Raw genomic sequence first — 18,399 nt, forward strand, 5'->3', positions numbered from 1 at the left:
TATCTCCTAATTGAAATTCAGAAATAGCTTAATCGGTTTGACGAGTTACTGGCAGGTGCACTTTGCTAGACGCTTACGATGAAATAGTGAATATTCCAGAAATATCTAGAATACATAAGCAAGAACGTTCGAAAATTGAGAGCGAGGGCGCCTAATGGGCAAGCAATTACATTACTAAAGCTTGTGCAACGTCATCCTGAGACGCTAAATCATATAGCTAAGTTGTAAGTTCCTTTGGATTATTTATTTTAAAAGACAAAAAGAAAGACGCGATCTATTGCTTTCTTGTGGCGGCTGAGAGCGAGAAGCGGTCATTGAAATTGGCTAAATACGATAGAAAAGTGTGAAAGTAATATCTTAGGTAATCTAGGTCTTTTTATAGCTTTTCAAACTCTATTTCATATTCAGACTTAGATATCGATGCCTTAAATACTGGTATGGAAATATTGTGATATTTAAGAGCATTTAAGATCCTTTCTTCTGTATCTTTGTTTGAGTTACTACCTAAATAAATACTAGATATTGCTTCAATAGGAATATCCGATAGCACAATGTCCATTCCGTAGGCATCTTTTCCATAAGAGCGGCGGTCATCAACATGGTTTAAGAAAATACGCTCTTCTTCTTCATAAGACCACTCTATTGATTTATTACAAAATAATTCAAGACATGTATTATTAGTTTCATTAAAAATTGGACGTTTTGTTGAGTAGATAACAGGCTTGGGCTTTACTATTTCACCTCTTAGATTCCTTTGGTTTAAAAAAGCATGTGAATCATGAAACCCTATAATATACCCCTCATGATTCGATGCATAATGTGACCACATTAATATGTTTGAATTTGTTCTTGATAGCGACAAAATACACAAATATTTCAAATACTCTATTAAACTTAAACCGAATGAATGAGGATTAGTCTTTTTATAGATTTCATTTGCAAAACTATTTTTACTATTTTCAAGTATCTTTTTATTTTCGGGGGTTTTCTCTTCGTCAGGTGCACTTTCCCATATATTATCCATTTCCTTTAAGGTATTAGCTATCATACGATCATAAGTGCCATCTATGTTTTCTTGTGTTTTAATAAGTGGAGAAGACTCAAATGGGTCATTTAAAGACTTAAATGGAGAGAACCTAATTGAAAGTTTTTCAATAACATCTAAACGTTCAATTGGTAGGTATTTGAAAAGCATAAAATCTTAATTTTACATCTAGTTGTGAAAAATTTATCATAAAACACTTATTAGAACAATTGAGATGGATCTAATATATGGCAATTATTTGTTAGTACCACCGTCCGCTTATGGCTGTGAGTTCAGCCAGTCAACAACATAAAATATTGATTATAATTGGCAAGGTATTTTACTGTGTCGGATGGCGCTTCGCTTATCCGACCTACATTGCTTAATAGCTATCACTTCTTCTCAAATCTCGGCACTTTTCGCTTATCTACTTTACTCATAGCTAGCTCTTGGATTTCTTCATGCTTTAGCTCTTCGGGTTTATCTTCTAGTGATTGCTGATTGGCATTTTAGTAAGAAAGCTTAACGTGGTAAGTTGGATTGTTTCTGGTGAATTTATCATTATTATTGTCGGATGGTGTGGCTTCGCCACTTATCCGACCTACGTCAAAAGGTAGGTTGGTTAAGCCGAAGGCGCCACCCAACAGAGTTTCAGATATACGCTTAGAAGGTTCGCTGCAGGAACTGAACTGTCGTTAGTTCGCATCTAACTCAGCTCTTTTATCGCTCTACTTATCCCATCTAAACTCAGCGCATACATGCGGTTGTTCATTAGCTCTTTTATAAAGCCAATTGATTGATAGTACGGCCAGTGTTCAACGGGTTGTGGGTTGAGCCAAGCGACTTTATCAAAGTGGTTGGTGACTCGTGATAACCATACACTGCCAGGCTCTTCGTTGTAGTGCTCTACTGAGCCGCCAGGGTAGGCTATTTCGTATGGACCCATAGTGGCATCGCCGACAAATATTACTTTGTAGTCGCTGGTAAATTTATTAATCAGCGTCATGGTGTCTATTACGTTTGAATGGCGGCGCGCGTTGTCTTGCCAAATGTTCTCGTATAAACAGTTATGAAAGTAGTAAAACTCTAGGTGTTTAAACTCGCTGTGGGCGGCGCTAAATAATTCTTCGCAGGTATGAATGTAGTCATCCATTGAGCCGCCAATATCAAACAGCATCAATACTTTTACGGCATTGTGGCGCTCAGGTGCCATTTTTACATCAAGCATGCCGCCTTGTTTTGCAGTAGCGCGAATAGTCTCGTTTAAATCAAGCGTGTCGCTTGCGCCAGTGCGGGCAAATTTACGTAGTTTTTTAAGGGCGAGTTTAATTGTGCGCGAACCAATTTCTCTGTCGGTGTCGAGGTTTTTGTATTCTCGTTTGTCCCACACTTTTACCGCTTGGCGGTTACGGTTGCCGTCTTGTCCTATACGCACGCCTTCGGGGTTGTAGCCGTATGCTCCAAAAGGTGATGTGCCGCCAGTGCCAACCCATTTATTACCGCCTGCGTGGCGTTTTTGTTGCTCTTCTAAACGATCTTTTAGGGTTTTCATAAGCTCATCGAGTCCGCCCATAGCTTTAAGTTGGGCTTTTTCTTCATCGCTTAAGTTTTTTTCAAACTCTTTACGTAGCCAGTCTTCAGGTAAGTTGTGCTGTTGCTTTAAGCTCTCGAGCAAATCGAGGTCAGCAATACCACTAAAATAGTCGCTAAAGGCTTTGTCGAATCGGTCAAAGTGCGTTTCGTCTTTTACCATTATGGTGCGTGCTAAATGGTAAAAGGCGTCTACGTCGGCAAATATAACGCCTTTTTTTAAGGCGTTTATTAAATCGAGTAGCTCGCGCAGGCTTACCGGTAAACGGTATTTACGCAGCGTGAAAAAAAACTGTACTAACATATTAACGACGGCTCATAAATGCGAGCTTTTCGATTAGGCTGATGTCTTGCTCATTTTTAAGTAATGCGCCAAACATAGGCATTAAGCCACCTTTTTTAGCTTTGTCGTGCAGTGTTTTAGCGTCTATGTCTTCAGCCATTAGTAATTTAAGCCAGTCGAGTAATTCGCTGGTGGATGGCTTCTTTTTAAGGCCGTTTGCGTCACGCAGGTTAAAAAACACTTCGAGTGCTTGGCGTACTAAATCTTGCTTAACCTTAGGGTAGTGCACGTCAATAATTTGCTGCATTTCATCGCTGCTAGGAAAATCAATATAGTGAAAAAAGCAGCGGCGTAAAAATGCGTCTGGCAATTCTTTTTCATTATTAGAAGTGATGATCACAATAGGGCGCTCTTTGGCTACAATGCGCTCATTAGTTTCGTAAACATGAAACTCCATTTTATCAAGCTCAAGTAGTAAATCGTTTGGAAACTCTATGTCGGCTTTATCTATTTCATCAATTAAAAGCACTGGGCGTTTACCGTGTAGTTCTGCATGAGTAAATGCTTGCCAAAGCTTACCTTTAACAATGTAGTTACCAATATTGTGTACACGCTCGTCACCTAATTGACTGTCGCGCAGGCGCGAAACCGCATCGTACTCGTACAAGCCTTGCTGCGCTTTAGTAGTCGATTTTATATGCCACTGAATAAGTACTGTATCTAAGCTTTTAGCTAACTCCTCAGCCAGCATAGTTTTACCTGTGCCGGGTTCGCCTTTAATTAAAAGTGGTTTTTCAAGCATAATGGCCGCATTTACTGCCTGTTTTAGCGAGCTGCTTGCGATGTAATTGTCAGTAGAATTAAATTGCACGGTGTACCCTTGTCTGGTCTGAGGAGTAAGTTATTTTGTTATAATGCCATAGTTAAACGGCAGGTCCAAGGTAGGCAAAACGCGGTATGACCTCTCCATCTTTTTCAATGGTTTCTAAAAACATACTAAGTGGACGTGCCCAGATTCCAAATTCACCATAGAGTGCTTGGTAAATCACAAGTTGTTCCTCGGTTTCGCTATGGGTGGCAACGTGAATAACTTTGTATTGCGGCCCTTTGTAGTGTTGGTACATACCTGGTTTGAGGGAAAGTGGTTTTATTGCTGTAGTCATGTTTTGATCTCTTGTATAATTTGGCTTTGCACTTTTAATGTTAACTAATTTGCCAACACTATGAACTATATTTCGCTAGATGATTACAAAAAGGCGTGGGTTTTTCGCCACAAAGATTTACCTGTATCTGATGAAGACGCAGCAAAAATAAAGCCTATGGGCGATGAGCGTGCAGCCGTACTTTGGACAACCATGGTGAGCCGTGAGTTTGATCACCCAGATTTTTTTGAAGACACCGATTGGTGTGGACAAGAAAAAAGCTTTAGCCAAGAAGTAGATTGGCAAGATGCGTGGGAAAATGGCGATGCGCAACCACCAGAAGCAATCTTAACTTTTTTAGATTGGGAAGCTAATACCACGGTTTATTTTTGTATGGCGCGCGATAATATTATCGAAACGACGTTTGATGTATTTAAACGCAATTGGCAAAACTTTATGTTTTTAGCCGATGGCAGTTTGCTGATTGGTAAAAAGCGTAATACGGTTGTGCAATTTTTAGAATCAGGTAAAGCAAAATTAGGTGAAAAGCCAAGCGCTTAAATAGTGCGCTGCGCTTAAAAAACATTCAATACTGTGTTATAAAACATTTACCTGAATATTTTTGAGTACAGCTATTGGTCGCTAAAAATCAGTCACTTGGTGCTCAGCAGCAAGTTGAAATTTGGCAAACTGATGCACAAAAAGTGTTGTATGCACAATTGTGTAATGCGTTTTATCAGCGTGAGGTTCAGCGATTAGTTGCAGAGCCTAATGCCGAGAAATTGCGCCGCCAGTTAAAAAGCCTACCTTATTATATTGAGCGAGCGGCAACGTTAGTAGCTAATGGCGACACGCCTTTTACGCTTGATGCACAAAACGGGACGTGGCTTGAAAAGCAAAAACCGACTCCACCCGATGTGAATGTTCACGCTAATGAACTTTTTTATCAAACGTATGCCAAAGTGGGGCTTATAGTGCCCGTTATATTACATGGTTACGATCAGGTGCGCCTTAGAATAGACAGCATTGATCAGTTAGGTGAAAATAAGCTGCATTGCAACGAGCTAGGTTGGTTTGATTTTTTAGGAAATGGATTAGAGCAGCAAAATGCTCAGTTAATAAAGCCAAGTAAAGTGAGTTTAACCGCTGCATGTTGCGGGCATCAGTGGCAATTTTCGAAGCGTTGTATGCCACGGGTTTTATCACAACGTGAAATGCTTTTAGCGGGTAGTATTAATTGGCGCAATTTAAAGCGCCCCTTAGCGTATGAAAGTTAAGGTATTTGGAATTTAAAATAAGGAGTGTTAAATGCGTATTTTTCAAGTTGGCTTACTGTGCTTAGCACTGTTTGTACAATACAGATTATGGTTTGGTCATAATGGCTTACAAGACTACACACGGCTAAAAGGTGCTGTAGCATCGCATCAAGAAACCAACGAAAAGCTCATTAAACGAAATAAAGTGCTTAAAGCAGATATTGAAGATTTAAAGCTTGGCCAAGAAGGCATTGAAGAGCGTGCACGCAACGAATTGGGAATGATTAAACCGGACGAAACATTTATTCGTGTTTTACCGGGCAAACAATATGACAAATAAACAGACTATTGCTGCAATTGTTCCTGCAGCGGGTGTTGGCAGTAGAATGCAGCACAATGCGCCTAAGCAATACATACAATTAGCGGGTAAAACTATTTTAGAGCATACCTTAGCTAAACTTTCTCAATTACCCCAATTAAGTTCTATTGTTGTTGCCCTTAGCGACAGCGACCCCTATTTTGACGAACTCCCACTGCTTGATAAGCGCATTGTGCGAACCAGTGGTGGAAAAGAGCGAGCAGATTCAGTACTCAATAGCTTACTTTTTTTAGCACCTAACCCGCCTACGTGGGTGTTAGTACATGATGCTGCGCGCCCATTAGTTAATATTAGTGATATAGAGCGTTTAATTGATGAATGTATACGCGCTGATGAAGGTGGTATTTTAGCTAGCAAAGTAAAAGACACCATAAAACGCGGACACGAGTACAGCGAACAAACTGTACCTCGCGATGATTTATGGCAAGCACTTACCCCGCAGTTTTTTAAATATGACGAGCTTAGAGATGCATTACAAAATGCGTTAGCAAGTGGGGCAACTATTACAGACGAAGCCAGCGCAATTGAATGGGCGGGTAAGCCAGTAAAGCTTGTAGCAGGTCGCAGCGATAATATTAAAATAACCACGCCAGAGGATTTAGATTTGGCTGGGTTTTTACTACATAAACAACAAAACGAGAGTGCATTATGATTCGAATTGGCCATGGTTTTGACGTACATAAATTTGGCGGCGAAGGCCCGTTAACTATTTGTGGTGAAAAAATTGATTATCCACAAGGCTTTTTAGCGCACTCAGATGGTGATGTGGCTATTCATGCATTATGCGATGCTATTTTAGGCTCCCTTGCAATGGGTGATATTGGCAAGCACTTCCCAGATACGGCAAGCGAGTATGAAAATATCGATAGCCGTATTTTACTTCGCCATGTAGTTGGCTTGGCTAAAGAGCAAGGTTATGTACTTGGCAATGGCGATGTAACTATTGTTGCTCAGGCGCCTAAAATGCTGCCACACATTCAAGCTATGCGCGCTAATTTAGCCTGCGATTTAAATTGTGACCTTTCGCAAATTAACGTTAAAGCCACTACTACCGAAAAGCTAGGCTTTGAAGGGCGTAAAGAGGGTATTTCGAGCCATGCAGTGGTTATTATGAGTAAAGAGTTTACGAGTACAAAAAGCGCATGAGCGATTTAAATTATTTATACGGTGCACCGCTTTCTAAGGCAGATTTTAAAACCACTGCCGAAGACTTTATGGTTGATGAAGACCTAGGTATAGAATTTACCGGCAGTGGCGAACACGTGTGTTTGCAGGTGGTTAAAAAAGGCGAAAATACGCAATACGTTGCAAAGCTAATTGCACAACGTGCGGGTGTGTCACCAAGAGACGTAAGTTACGCCGGCATGAAAGATCGTCACGGAGTATGCTCACAGTGGTTTAGTGTAAAAGTACCGATTAAAAAGCCTATCGATTTTAGTGATTTAAATAGCGAGAGTATTTTTATTGTGTCGCAACAGCGCCACGACCGTAAATTACGTACGGGTTGCCACAAAGGTAATAAATTTACTATTACGCTGCGTAATGTAACCAAGCCCCTTGATATTCTATGCCGTATTAATGCCGTGCGCGCAGGTGTGCCAAATTACTTTGGCGAACAACGTTTTGGGCATGGCGGTCATAACTTAGTAATGGCTGAAAAAATGTTTGCCGGTGAGCGTATTCGCGATAAAAAACTGCGCGGTATTATTATTTCAGCAGCGCGCTCACATGTGTTTAATCAGTTAGTAAGCCTGCGTGTTAAAGAGCATGGTTTAGCTAAAACAATGCACCGTGAAGTATTTATGCTTAGCGGCAGTAACGCATTTTTTGAAGATGCAATTAACGACGAAAACATAGAGCGACTAGCCACTGGCGATATTATGATGTCGGCACCTATGGTAGGTAAAAGTGAAAAAGGCTTAACCGAGCAAGAGAAAGTATGGCTCGAACCATATCAAGCATGGTGCGATGGCTTAGGTGAGCTAGGTCTTAAAAATGAGCGCAGAATGCTGCGTTTAATTCCGCAAAACTTAACGGTTGAGACCATAGATGAAACCAGTTTAAAACTGAGTTTTGGTTTGCCTAAAGGGTGTTTTGCAACTGCATTATTACGCGAGCTGGTGGATTACACAGATGCAAGCCCACGAGAGCGCAAAGAAAAGGATAATGGCATAAATGAAGATACTGTTAAGTAACGACGATGGCGTAAATGCTAAAGGTATTGCAGTTTTATATCAGGCGCTTATACAAATTGCAGATGTAACCCTTGTTGCACCTGATCGCAACTGTAGTGGCGCAAGTAATTCTTTAACGTTAATGAACCCGCTGCGAGCTACAACGCTCGAAAATGGTTTTATGTCGGTTAATGGCACGCCTACAGATTGCGTACATTTAGGTGTAAACCAGTTAGCTGATGAAAAACCCGATCTTGTTGTTGCAGGCATTAACCATGGTGCCAATTTAGGCGACGACACGCTTTATTCTGGCACTGTTGCAGCTGCAACTGAAGGTCGCCATTTGGGCTTACCTGCAATTGCAGTATCGCTTTGCTCACATAAGGGCGAGCATTTTGAAACAGCCGCTGCGGTTACCGTAAATATTATTAAAGGCTTGGCTTCGCACCCGCTGCCAAAAGATCAAATAATAAATATTAATGTGCCAGACATTCCATTAAGTGAATTAAAAGGGGTGCAAGTAACACGCCTAGGCGCTCGTCATAAAGCCGAAACCATGACCAAACAAACAGATCCTTGGGGTCGTGATATTTATTGGTATGGATCGCTAGGGACTGAAAGCGATGCAGGAGAAGGGACCGATTTTCACGCTATTAACAATGGCTATGCATCGGTGACGCCATTAAGTGTTGATATGACAGCAAAAGATAGCTTAAAAGCAGTAGGAGACTGGTTAGCCGATTTGGAGATTAATCGTGCTCGCTAACTATACTCGTAGTGCAAAAGCGTTATCTGACTTACTAAAGCGTGAAGGCGTTGAAGATACACAAGTACTCAGTGCAATAGCTGACATTCCTCGCCATATTTTTATAGATGATGTGCTAAAACACAAAGCCTATGAAAATACAGCGTTACCTATTGGGCAAGGGCAAACTATTTCTCAGCCTTATATAGTAGCGCGTATGACTGAGTTGCTCCGCTTAGCTGGTGTACGCGATAAAGTATTGGAGATTGGCACTGGCTCTGGCTATCAAACTGCAATATTAGCTAAAACGTTTACTAAGGTTTACTCGGTAGAACGTATTAAAACACTTCAGTGGCAGGCAAAACGCAGGTTGCAGCAACTCGATTTATATAATGTAACCATGAAGCATGGCGATGGTTGGCAAGGCTGGCAATCACAAGCACCGTTTGATGGTATTATAGTGACTGCAGCGGCCTCTAAAGTACCGCAAGACTTACTTGATCAGTTAGCCGATGGCGGCGTGTTATTAGCCCCAATTGGTGAGAGTGATCAAAAATTAATAATGGTTATCCGCAAAGGCGATAATTATAAAGAGCATGTTATTGCTCCCGTTAGATTTGTGCCGCTAGTACCTGGCGATATTGAATAGGAATTCATTTTGAAGTTGTTTACCAAGTTATACGATATGGCCCTCGTGTGGGCAAAACACCGTCATGCGGAACGTTATTTAGCTGCAATGAGCTTTGCAGAGTCAGTTTTTTTTCCAATACCACCCGATGTAATGCTTGCACCTATGTCGCTTGCGCAACCTAAAAAAGCATGGCGCTTTGCAAGCTTTGCCACAATAGCGTCGGTTTTTGGTGGCATAATTGGCTACTTACTCGGTTTTTGGTTATTCGAACCTGTTGTTGAGCCATTAATTGCACAAATGCACTGGCAAGAAAAGTTTGATATCGCACTCAATTGGTTTAAAGATTACGGTGTTTGGGTTGTGTTTTTAGCTGGTTTTTCGCCGATACCATATAAAGTATTTACGATTGGCGCAGGTGTTTTGCAAATGGCATTTTTGCCATTTTTATTCGCATCAGCTATTGGGCGCGGTGCACGGTTCTTTTTAGTTTCAGCTTTAATGAAGTGGGGCGGGGCTAAAATGGAAGAAAAATTACGTCAGTATATTGAAATACTTGGTTGGGGATTAGTGATATTAATTGCACTAGCGTACATTTTATTGCGTTAAGCGTTAAAAATATCAATTGTCTGATTTGGGAGAAAAATACAATGAATAAACAGTTTTTACTGTATGTGACTATATTTATTAGTATTTTTCTCTTTGGTTGTTCTTCTCGCCATATTCCTGCGCCTGTTAGCAGCCTAAATAATAATGTTAACGATTTAGGTCATACTATTAACATTAATGGAAGTAACTATAAAGTACAAAGAGGAGATACGCTTTATTCTATCGCTTTTAGTGCCGGGCAGGATTTTAGGTTACTAGCAAAAAACAACTCAATTCCATCACCTTACACCATTTTTCCAGGGCAAAACATCTCCTTAATCCCCAAGCCTAAAAAAATTAAAAGGGATGAAAAATATACGAATTCGAGTAAAAAGCCTACAAAAAAAACACAAAAAAATAACATAATATTAAAGAAAGAGCTTGATCCCCCAAAACAACGAGAGTATGTTCAGAAACAAGCCAGTAACAAAGTTAGTAATACTAAACGTTTGTCGAGCAGTAAAGTTAAGTGGTCTTGGCCTGCAAAGGGCAAAATTACCAAACGCTTTTCTAATAAGGAAAACGGTTATAAAGGTTTACAGATTACTAATCGCAAAGGGGCTTCAGTCTTAGCCGCGGCACAAGGAACGGTGGTGTACGCGGGTAGCGCTCTTCGAGGGTACGGTAGTTTAATCATATTGAAACATAATGATGATTATCTAAGTGCTTACGCACATAACTCGAAATTACTTGTTAAAGAAAAGCAGAAGGTTAAGGCAGGACAAAAAATAGCAGAAATTGGTAATTCAGAATCTCCGGTCACCGCGCTTCGTTTTGAAATTCGCTACCGAGGGCAAGCTGTCAATCCTGCTAAATACCTACCCTAATTTTTAGGTATTGATAATTGCTCGGGAGAAGGCTTATGGCTAGCGCAGCAAAACTTGACAAAAATAACACGACTGACGAAAATTTTGATGACACCGCCACAGATGGAAGCACTACTCTACTTGATAAAGTAGAAGACGATGAAATATTTGCAAAAGAAGAAGTCACTAAAAACCTTGATGCAACTCAATTATATTTAGGCGAAATTGGTTTTTCTCCTTTGCTTAGCGCTGAAGAGGAAGTGTTTTTTTCTCGTAAATCACTTAGAGGTTGTGAGGCCTCACGCAAACGTATGATTGAAAGTAACCTACGTTTAGTTGTTAAAATAGCACGCCGTTACAACAATCGCGGCCTGGCTCTACTCGATTTAATTGAAGAAGGTAACTTAGGTTTAATCCGCGCAGTTGAAAAATTTGACCCTGAGCGCGGCTTTAGATTTTCAACTTACGCTACATGGTGGATACGTCAAACAATTGAACGTGCCATTATGAATCAAACTCGCACCATTCGCTTACCTATTCATGTAGTTAAAGAACTTAACGTTTATTTACGTACAGCGCGTGAATTAACTCAAAAGCTTGACCATGAACCAACAGCTGACGAAATTGCAGCTTGCCTAGACAGACCCGTAGAAGACGTAACTAAAATGCTACGTTTAAACGAGAGAATAGCATCGGTTGATATGCCTATTGGTGGTGAAAACGACAGTGTTTTACTTGATATCATCCCAGATGAAAAAAGTGCTGGCCCTGAAGGCGAAGTACAAAACAATGATATTAATAAGCACATTGTAGATTGGTTAGGTGAATTGAACCCTAAACAACGCGAAGTGTTAGCACGTCGATTTGGATTGCTTGGCTACGAGCCATCTACACTTGAAGATGTAGGCCGCGAAATAGGCTTAACACGTGAACGTGTAAGACAAATTCAGGTAGAAGCATTACGTCGTCTAAAAGACATTTTGCAACAAGAAGGTTTAAGTACAGATAGCTTGTTTAATCAGTTTTCGTAACTGCTTAAATAATTTAAAAGACTATGTGTGTTAAAAAGCCGAAGAATTTATTCTTCGGCTTTTTTATGCTTGTAAATCAGATGATATAAATTACAACAATGCTTTTAGTTTATATAATAAATCGTGTGCTTGGCGTGGCGATAAGTTATCAGGGTCAATAGCACTTAACTGCTCTTCTACTTCAGAAGGGGCACTTTGTACTACTTCGTTATTGAAAGTAAATGCTTGTTGCTCTGTATTTGGTGCAGTAACGCTTTGATGATTTTCAAGTAACTTAAGTTTTTGTTTTGCTTGTGCAATAACAACTTTTGGAACTCCCGCAAGGGCAGCTACTTGTAAGCCAAAGCTTTTACTTGCAGCGCCATCAAGTACTGTATGCATAAAGGCGATAGTATCGTTATGCTCTATTGCATCAAGATGCACGTTTACAAGGCCCGTTGTTTGCTCAGCAAGCTCTGTAAGCTCAAAGTAGTGCGTAGCAAACAATGTTTTTGCAGATATTTTTGACGCCAAATGATCGGCTGTAGCATACGCAAGCGATAAACCATCGTAGGTACTTGTACCGCGACCAATTTCATCCATTAACACTAAAGACTGCGCTGTCGCATTATTTAAAATAGTGGCTGTTTCGGTCATTTCCACCATAAAGGTTGAGCGGCCTGATGCTAAATCGTCGCTTGCACCAATACGTGTAAATATCCTATCGATATTGCCAATTTTAGCGCTGTCTGCGGGTACGTAGCTGCCAATGTGAGCCATGAGTACGATAAGTGCTGTTTGGCGCATATAGGTCGATTTACCACCCATGTTTGGACCGGTAATAATGAGCATTTTACGTTGGCTGTTTAACTCTACAGGGTTGGCAATAAACGGTTCTTTCATTACTTGTTCAACAACAGGGTGACGACCTTGTTTAATGCTAATATTGTCGTCATCGCACAGTTCTGGCTTTGCGTAATTAAGTGCAAATGCACGCTCAGCTAAATTGTTTAACACGTCTAAATCAGCCAGTGCTGCTGCCATTATTTGCAGTTGCTCTATATGTGGAGCAATAAATCTAAACAACTCTTCGTATAGTTGTTTTTCAAGCGCTAGGGCTTTTGATTGACTGCCAAGTACTTTATCTTCGTGCTCTTTTAGCTCTGGAATAATATAGCGTTCGTTATTTTTAAGTGTTTGACGACGAATATAGTCGGCGGGTACTAGGTGAGCATTGGCGCGGCTTACTTCTATAAAAAAGCCATGTACGCGGTTATAACCAATTTTAAGTGTGCTTATCCCTGTGCGCTCGCGTTCACGCAGCTCTAGTTGATCAAGTACATCGGTTGCACCTTTACTTAAGTTACGCCATTCATCAAGTTCGCTATTATAACCAGGGGCAATAACGCCACCGTCACGAATAAGTACCGGTGGATTTTCTATAACAGCGCGCTCTAATAACTCCTGTAAATCAGGGAGTTCAGGTGAGTTTTTGATAATACCCGCTATACGAGGATCGTTAGCATCACCTAATAAGGTATGCAGTGGTGCAAGTGCTTGTAATGCACTGCGCAGGCGAGTTAAATCGCGCGGGCGAGCAGTACATAAAGCTAAGCGTGCAATAACACGCTCTACATCACCAATGTCTTTTAATGACTCATGTAATTCACCACAAAGCTGTACATCTAAAATAGCGCTAATTGCATTTAAACGAGAATTTAGCTCATCTTTGTTACGCACCGGAGTATGAATACGGCGCTTAAGTAAGCGAGAACCCATAGGTGTTGCTGTTTTATCAAGTACTTGAGCAAGGGTGTTTTCAAATCCGCCTGATAAATTAACGGTAAGCTCTAAATTTTTACGCGTTGCGGCATCTAAAATAACAGCGTGTTCGTTATGCTCAAGCGTAATAGCACGAATATGTGGCAGTGCAATACGTTGTGTATCTTTTACGTATTGCATTAAACAACCAGCAGCAACAAGTGCGCTGTGGGCTTTATCTACGCCAAACCCCACTAAATCTTTAGTACCAAATTGATCGCATAATAAGTGCTGAGCCGTATCTAAATCAAACTCCCATTCTGGGCGACGACGAGCGCCTTTTATATGCTCAATTAAATGAATGTTCTCAAAGCTTTCGCTATACAAAAGTTCTGCTGGCGATAGGCGTTGAATCGTTGAGCTAAAGGCTTCGTCGGTATTTACTTCAACAATGTTGAAGCGACCCGAGTTAATATCAAGGTACGCAATGCCATATAGGCCTTTTTTACTTTGCCAAACGCTAGTAAGTAAGTTGTCTTGTCGTTCTTGTAAAAGCGCTTCGTCAGAAATTGTACCGGGTGTAACTATACGAACAACTTTTCGATCGACAGGGCCTTTACTGGTTGCGGGATCCCCAACTTGTTCGCAAATAGCGACTGATTCACCCATTTGAACTAGGCGTGCTAAGTAGTTTTCTACGGCATGATAAGGCACGCCCGCCATTGGGATAGGATCGCCGCCGGCTTTACCGCGATGTGTTTGCGAAATATCGAGTAATTGAGCGGCGCGTTTAGCGTCATCAAAAAAGAGTTCGTAAAAATCGCCCATACGATAAAACAATAAAATATCGCGATGCTCTGATTTTATTTTTAGATACTGCTGCATCATAGGGGTTTGTTGTTTTATAGTGTGTGGTGCATAAAGATCAAACGACATGTATTTACCCAAAGGCTGAATATGGAATTACATCAAGAGATTAAAACACTTGCTGCGCAATTAGGCGCTATTTTAACGGATAAATGCTTATGGATCACTAGTGCTGAGTCATGTACTGGTGGCGGAGTGAGTTATGCCCTTACAGATACGCCCGGAAGCTCGGCTTATATTGACCGTGCATTTGTGACTTACAGCAACCAAGCAAAGCAAGATTTGCTAAATGTAAGTGCAAGCACATTAGCAAAGTACGGTGCTGTGAGCGAACAAACAGTGCGTGAAATGGCATTAGGTGCTATTAAAGCAACAAATGCAAATATATCTATAGCTGTATCGGGTATTGCGGGGCCTGGAGGTGCAACCGATGGCAAACCTGTGGGGCTCGTGTGGTTTGGCATACAAATTAATGACAAAGTACTGACCTTTAAACAAGTATTTACTGGTGATAGAGCTCAAGTTAGGTTGCAAGCTATTGTATTTGCATTGAAAAGTGTAATAGATGAGATAAAATGAAAAAATTAGCTTGATACTGTAATTTCATACAGTATACTTGTTCGCATTAGCTGGATTGGAGAAAAAAATGAACGATAACAAACAAAAAGCGTTAGACGCAGCACTATCACAAATTGAACGTCAATTTGGTAAAGGCTCAATTATGAAATTGGGTGATAACAAAGCGTTAAACATTGAATCTGTATCTACAGGCTCATTAGGTATTGATATTGCTTTAGGCATAGGTGGTTTACCTATGGGACGTATTGTTGAAGTGTATGGTCCGGAGTCATCTGGTAAAACAACGCTTACTTTACAAGTTATCGCTTCTGCACAAAAAGAAGGCAAAACATGTGCCTTTATCGATGCTGAGCATGCTCTTGATCCAGTGTACGCACAAAAATTAGGCGTAAACATTGACGAACTTTTTGTTTCTCAACCAGATACCGGTGAACAAGCGCTAGAAATTTGTGACATGTTAGTACGCTCAAGTGCTGTAGACGTAGTTATTATTGACTCGGTTGCTGCACTTACACCAAAAGCGGAAATTGAAGGCGACATGGGCGACTCGCACATGGGCTTACAAGCACGTTTAATGTCACAAGCATTACGTAAGCTTACAGGTAATATTAAACGCTCTAACACCTTGTGTATTTTCATTAACCAAATCCGTATGAAAATTGGTGTTATGTTTGGTAACCCAGAAACAACAACGGGTGGTAACGCACTTAAGTTTTACGCATCGGTACGTATAGATATTCGTCGTATTGGTTCTGTAAAAGAAGGCGATGAAGTTGTTGGTAATGAAACCCGCGTAAAAATTGTTAAAAACAAAGTTGCGCCGCCGTTTAAACAAGCTGAATTTATCATCATGTATGGTGAAGGTATTTCTAAGCAAGGTGAGCTAATTGACTTAGGTGTTAAGCACAAAATTGTTGAAAAAGCAGGTGCTTGGTATAGCTACTGTGGCAACAAAGTTGGCCAAGGTAAATCTAACTCAATTAAGTTTTTGAAAGAAAACCCAGAAATTGCAGATGAGATTGAAGGTAAATTACGCGAAATGCTTTTACTAAAAGCAACTATTGAACCAGAAGACGGTGAAGATAAGTTAGGCGACGAAGCAGACCTTTAAACTACATCAAAATGAGTTATTAAGCTTGATTTGACCCGAGCTTTAAAGAGCGCTAACCAGCAATGGTTAGCGCTTTTTTGTTGTTCAAAACTTAAAGCGGATAAAATAAAAATATACGATTACATAGCGCGTGAGCAGGCACTGCAATAGTAATTACTACACTAAATGAAGAGCAAAGCAATCATACGCTATACATTTTAATCGGGTGAAGAGTTAAGAATGCGACCTAATTAAAATAGAGCTTTAAAAGCGATAAGTTAAGCTAACTTTTCCGCTAATAGGAGAGCCATAAAAACCAACATTGGCTAAGCTAGTAATATGTTTTTCATCTGTGATGTTATCAATGTTAGCTTGAATTGATAAATCTTCTGTCGCATCCCATCGAGCAAACGCGTTCATAAGTAAATAAGAATCCTGCTTAACGTTACTGGCTATATTCGCGGTTTTCGATTGCCATTTACCCGCTAAACCAACCTGAAACTCAGGTAGTTGGGGGAGCGTATAATCCAATGAAAAATTAACAACATTTTCAGGTTCCCATTCGTGAGAGCTATCGCCTGCGTCATCATTAATATCTAGGTATGTATAAGCAAATACAGCGTTAAGATTATCAGTTATATGTCCGGTTAATTCTAATTCAAAGCCCTGCGAATCTTGATCGGCTCCTTTATAGTAAGTAAATCCAGAGGCATTTAGTCCTGCATAAGTTGCAATATTATCTTGTTTGGCACTAAATACTGCAAAGGTTGCAAGTAGGCGATCATCAAGCCATTGAGTTTTCACTCCAACTTCGTAATTAACGCCTTTACTTGGATCTAAAAAGTTACCGTCGTAATCGTATTGCTCTTGTGGTTGATAAATGTCGGAGTAGCTTACATATAAGTTAACATCGTCATTAATTGCATACGTTGTTGCAAGGTAAGGGCTTACCTCACTTTCATCATTATCTATGTCAACGCCTTGGCTAAAGCCTGTGCGCTCATAATCAATAGCGTTAAAGCCCGCAATAACAAATAAGTCACTTGTTAGGTTTAATTTAGTAGAACCAAAAAAACGCTTTAACGTAACATCAATATCTGCATATTTAGTTTGTTCGCCCCAAATAGGTTCAGCAATCGCATCTAATGCGTATGGAAAAGCAGGCGCTAAACCATAAGCTTCAGTTGTTGCTGCATCGTAAGAGTTAGTAAAAGAGTAAGATGTACTTTGTGAAATACTTCCACCAAGCATTAGCTCATGCTCTTGACCAAACAAGCTGTACTCACCTTTAGCTGTTATATCAAATAAATCAGCTGAGAATTCTGTATCATATCGTCCAGGAAGACTGACTAAACCTAAATTAGTTTCACTATCAAACATTCCATAAGCGTCATAAAGATAAAGTAATTTACTTTGATCTTCTGAGTCTTGGTAATTATAAGTTGTTTTGATTTCCCAGTTATTATCGAATACATAAGTATATTCAATAAAAGCTGTGGTATTAAGCGTATCCCATTTAGTCCACTCTTGAGTTGTACTAGTACCTACATCCCACTCTGCTTGCATACCATCGGCATATGAAAGTGGTAATCCTCCCCACATGGTTCCATCTGTATTGGCATCTTGATGTGAAGCACCAAATGAAAGTGTTGAATTACCAGTAAGTTGTCCATCAACTACAGCAGAGAAGTAAGTACGATCGTTTTCTAAACCATCAAGGTATGAATCAGAGCCTTCTGCAGCACCAACAACACGTGCAGCCCAGCTACCAGAATCTGTTAATAAAAATGAATAATCAGCTTGTAAGCGCTTTAAACCATAAGTACCTACAGAAATACCTACTTCACCTTCATTCTCATTTGTCGGACGCTTTCGAACATAGTTAATTGTACCCGCAGCATTACCTACACCTGTTAATTGTCCATTAGCACCACGAATAACTTCTATTTTTTCATAACCATAACTTTCCATAGCACCAGTAACAAGGCCCCAGTTATTAGGCAGTCCAACTCCATCAACTTGTGTGCTTTTAATATCAAAACCACGTGATGTATATCGTGTACGGTTAGTTTCACCTTGTTCTACAGTAATACCCGTTGCCATTTTCATTGCGTCATTAATACTGTTTGCTGCAAAGTTTTGAAGTTGCTCTGCGCCTATTACACTAATAGATTGTGGTGTTTCGTTAAGTTCCATAGTTAAACCAGTAGCACCTTGGCTAACTCGGTCTTGACGTACACCAACTATTAATATTTCTTCCATTGTTTCGTTGTTATTTTCAACTGTATTTTTGGTTGATGTTTCTTGTGCTTGAGCTGAAAAGCCCATGGCTAAAACTAATGAAGAAAGTGCAAAAGTGCGATTGAGTTTCATGTTTTCCCTTAATTAATATTTAATATTATTTGAGTTTATTTGAG

At 40.2% G+C, this 18,399-nt stretch carries 19 protein-coding genes and 2 pseudogenes; 14 read left to right on the forward strand and 7 right to left on the reverse strand.

Annotated features, from left to right (window positions below; translation table 11 throughout):
- Positions 1-147 precede the first annotated feature (147 nt).
- Positions 148-228 (forward strand): annotated as a pseudogene (locus tag I6F53_RS20855) (transcriptional regulator); the annotation flags it as partial.
- Positions 229-376: 148 nt separating this feature from the next.
- Here I6F53_RS20855 and I6F53_RS13730 read toward each other — a convergent pair.
- The 5 genes and pseudogenes from I6F53_RS13730 to I6F53_RS13745 all read right to left on the reverse strand — a co-directional run bounded on the left by I6F53_RS13730 (position 377) and on the right by I6F53_RS13745 (position 4,060).
- Positions 377-1,195: a DUF2971 domain-containing protein gene (locus tag I6F53_RS13730; protein ID WP_197239917.1), complete on the reverse strand. Its 819-nt coding sequence runs from the start codon at positions 1,193-1,195 to the stop codon at positions 377-379.
- A gap of 221 nt (positions 1,196-1,416) precedes the next feature.
- Positions 1,417-1,533: pseudogene (locus I6F53_RS20640) on the reverse strand (endonuclease/exonuclease/phosphatase family protein); the annotation flags it as partial.
- Between the two features lie 197 nt (positions 1,534-1,730).
- Positions 1,731-2,918, reverse strand: coding sequence for a vWA domain-containing protein (locus I6F53_RS13735; RefSeq protein ID WP_197239918.1), 1,188 nt, complete (start codon positions 2,916-2,918; stop codon positions 1,731-1,733).
- Between the two features lies 1 nt (position 2,919).
- The gene (locus tag I6F53_RS13740; RefSeq protein WP_197239919.1) at positions 2,920-3,768 is read right to left on the reverse strand and encodes an AAA family ATPase; all 849 of its coding nucleotides are present in this window, start codon (positions 3,766-3,768) and stop codon (positions 2,920-2,922) included.
- 52 nt (positions 3,769-3,820) lie between these two features.
- Positions 3,821-4,060 (reverse strand): DUF1653 domain-containing protein, encoded by a 240-nt coding sequence (locus I6F53_RS13745; RefSeq protein ID WP_165728443.1) that lies wholly within the window; start codon positions 4,058-4,060, stop codon positions 3,821-3,823.
- 60 nt (positions 4,061-4,120) lie between these two features.
- Here I6F53_RS13745 and I6F53_RS13750 point away from each other — a divergent pair, with 60 nt between their 5' ends.
- The 11 genes from I6F53_RS13750 to rpoS all read left to right on the forward strand — a co-directional run bounded on the left by I6F53_RS13750 (position 4,121) and on the right by rpoS (position 11,706).
- Entirely contained in the window at positions 4,121-4,600 is a 480-nt protein-coding gene (locus I6F53_RS13750) for a DUF2947 domain-containing protein (protein WP_165740820.1), read from the forward strand.
- A gap of 74 nt (positions 4,601-4,674) precedes the next feature.
- Positions 4,675-5,316, forward strand: coding sequence for a hypothetical protein (locus tag I6F53_RS13755; RefSeq protein ID WP_197239920.1), 642 nt, complete (start codon positions 4,675-4,677; stop codon positions 5,314-5,316).
- A gap of 31 nt (positions 5,317-5,347) precedes the next feature.
- Complete coding sequence (gene ftsB / locus I6F53_RS13760) at positions 5,348-5,635, forward strand: cell division protein FtsB (protein ID WP_007584772.1); 288 nt, start codon at positions 5,348-5,350, stop codon at positions 5,633-5,635.
- Positions 5,625-6,326 (forward strand): 2-C-methyl-D-erythritol 4-phosphate cytidylyltransferase, encoded by a 702-nt coding sequence (ispD, locus tag I6F53_RS13765; RefSeq protein ID WP_197239921.1) that lies wholly within the window; start codon positions 5,625-5,627, stop codon positions 6,324-6,326. The genes ftsB and ispD overlap by 11 nt, the downstream gene beginning before the upstream one ends.
- A complete protein-coding gene (gene ispF, locus I6F53_RS13770; RefSeq protein ID WP_197239922.1) occupies positions 6,323-6,820 on the forward strand; it encodes a 2-C-methyl-D-erythritol 2,4-cyclodiphosphate synthase in 498 nt (165 codons plus the stop codon). The genes ispD and ispF overlap by 4 nt, the downstream gene beginning before the upstream one ends.
- Positions 6,817-7,869, forward strand: coding sequence for a tRNA pseudouridine(13) synthase TruD (truD, locus tag I6F53_RS13775; protein WP_165728449.1), 1,053 nt, complete (start codon positions 6,817-6,819; stop codon positions 7,867-7,869). Before ispF ends, truD begins: the two co-directional genes overlap by 4 nt.
- Positions 7,850-8,614, forward strand: a complete 765-nt coding sequence (gene surE, locus I6F53_RS13780) for a 5'/3'-nucleotidase SurE (protein ID WP_165728450.1) — start codon at positions 7,850-7,852, stop codon at positions 8,612-8,614. Before truD ends, surE begins: the two co-directional genes overlap by 20 nt.
- Complete coding sequence (locus I6F53_RS13785; RefSeq protein ID WP_165728451.1) at positions 8,604-9,242, forward strand: protein-L-isoaspartate(D-aspartate) O-methyltransferase; 639 nt, start codon at positions 8,604-8,606, stop codon at positions 9,240-9,242. The genes surE and I6F53_RS13785 overlap by 11 nt, the downstream gene beginning before the upstream one ends.
- A 9-nt stretch (positions 9,243-9,251) precedes the next feature.
- Entirely contained in the window at positions 9,252-9,830 is a 579-nt protein-coding gene (locus tag I6F53_RS13790; RefSeq protein ID WP_197239923.1) for a YqaA family protein, read from the forward strand.
- A gap of 41 nt (positions 9,831-9,871) precedes the next feature.
- Positions 9,872-10,696 carry a peptidoglycan DD-metalloendopeptidase family protein gene (locus I6F53_RS13795; RefSeq protein WP_197239924.1) on the forward strand — a complete coding sequence of 275 codons (825 nt, stop codon included), beginning with the start codon at positions 9,872-9,874 and terminating at the stop codon, positions 10,694-10,696.
- Between the two features lie 35 nt (positions 10,697-10,731).
- The gene (gene rpoS / locus I6F53_RS13800) at positions 10,732-11,706 is read left to right on the forward strand and encodes an RNA polymerase sigma factor RpoS (RefSeq protein WP_166420170.1); all 975 of its coding nucleotides are present in this window, start codon (positions 10,732-10,734) and stop codon (positions 11,704-11,706) included.
- Between the two features lie 90 nt (positions 11,707-11,796).
- Here rpoS and mutS read toward each other — a convergent pair whose 3' ends face one another.
- A complete protein-coding gene (gene mutS / locus I6F53_RS13805) occupies positions 11,797-14,382 on the reverse strand; it encodes a DNA mismatch repair protein MutS (RefSeq protein ID WP_197239925.1) in 2,586 nt (861 codons plus the stop codon).
- A 21-nt stretch (positions 14,383-14,403) separates the two neighbouring features.
- Here mutS and I6F53_RS13810 point away from each other — a divergent pair, with 21 nt between their 5' ends.
- Together I6F53_RS13810 and recA are read left to right on the forward strand one after the other, a co-directional pair.
- Positions 14,404-14,892 (forward strand): CinA family protein, encoded by a 489-nt coding sequence (locus I6F53_RS13810; protein WP_197239926.1) that lies wholly within the window; start codon positions 14,404-14,406, stop codon positions 14,890-14,892.
- Positions 14,893-14,959: 67 nt separating this feature from the next.
- Positions 14,960-16,003: a recombinase RecA gene (recA, locus tag I6F53_RS13815; protein WP_197239927.1), complete on the forward strand. Its 1,044-nt coding sequence runs from the start codon at positions 14,960-14,962 to the stop codon at positions 16,001-16,003.
- 243 nt (positions 16,004-16,246) lie between these two features.
- Here recA and I6F53_RS13820 read toward each other — a convergent pair whose 3' ends face one another.
- Positions 16,247-18,355, reverse strand: coding sequence for a TonB-dependent siderophore receptor (locus I6F53_RS13820; RefSeq protein ID WP_197239928.1), 2,109 nt, complete (start codon positions 18,353-18,355; stop codon positions 16,247-16,249).
- Positions 18,356-18,399 lie beyond the last annotated feature (44 nt).

This window comes from Pseudoalteromonas sp. SWN29 (genome assembly GCF_015864465.1).
GTDB lineage: Bacteria > Pseudomonadota > Gammaproteobacteria > Enterobacterales > Alteromonadaceae > Pseudoalteromonas.

What these genes read in the sequence shown, in the direction of transcription:
- I6F53_RS13735 (WP_197239918.1), bottom strand. Translation starts at nt 2,918, where the DNA reads ATGTTAGTACAGTTTTTTTTCACGCTGCGTAAATACCGTTTACCGGTA.
- ispD (WP_197239921.1), top strand. Translation starts at nt 5,625, where the DNA reads ATGACAAATAAACAGACTATTGCTGCAATTGTTCCTGCAGCGGGTGTT.
- rpoS (WP_166420170.1), top strand. Translation starts at nt 10,732, where the DNA reads ATGGCTAGCGCAGCAAAACTTGACAAAAATAACACGACTGACGAAAAT.
- I6F53_RS13820 (WP_197239928.1), bottom strand. Translation starts at nt 18,355, where the DNA reads ATGAAACTCAATCGCACTTTTGCACTTTCTTCATTAGTTTTAGCCATG.
- I6F53_RS13730 (WP_197239917.1), bottom strand. Translation starts at nt 1,195, where the DNA reads ATGCTTTTCAAATACCTACCAATTGAACGTTTAGATGTTATTGAAAAA.
- I6F53_RS13745 (WP_165728443.1), bottom strand. Translation starts at nt 4,060, where the DNA reads ATGACTACAGCAATAAAACCACTTTCCCTCAAACCAGGTATGTACCAA.
- recA (WP_197239927.1), top strand. Translation starts at nt 14,960, where the DNA reads ATGAACGATAACAAACAAAAAGCGTTAGACGCAGCACTATCACAAATT.
- ftsB (WP_007584772.1), top strand. Translation starts at nt 5,348, where the DNA reads ATGCGTATTTTTCAAGTTGGCTTACTGTGCTTAGCACTGTTTGTACAA.
- surE (WP_165728450.1), top strand. Translation starts at nt 7,850, where the DNA reads ATGAAGATACTGTTAAGTAACGACGATGGCGTAAATGCTAAAGGTATT.
- I6F53_RS13795 (WP_197239924.1), top strand. Translation starts at nt 9,872, where the DNA reads ATGAATAAACAGTTTTTACTGTATGTGACTATATTTATTAGTATTTTT.
- I6F53_RS13810 (WP_197239926.1), top strand. Translation starts at nt 14,404, where the DNA reads ATGGAATTACATCAAGAGATTAAAACACTTGCTGCGCAATTAGGCGCT.
- mutS (WP_197239925.1), bottom strand. Translation starts at nt 14,382, where the DNA reads ATGTCGTTTGATCTTTATGCACCACACACTATAAAACAACAAACCCCT.
- truD (WP_165728449.1), top strand. Translation starts at nt 6,817, where the DNA reads ATGAGCGATTTAAATTATTTATACGGTGCACCGCTTTCTAAGGCAGAT.
- ispF (WP_197239922.1), top strand. Translation starts at nt 6,323, where the DNA reads ATGATTCGAATTGGCCATGGTTTTGACGTACATAAATTTGGCGGCGAA.
- I6F53_RS13750 (WP_165740820.1), top strand. Translation starts at nt 4,121, where the DNA reads ATGAACTATATTTCGCTAGATGATTACAAAAAGGCGTGGGTTTTTCGC.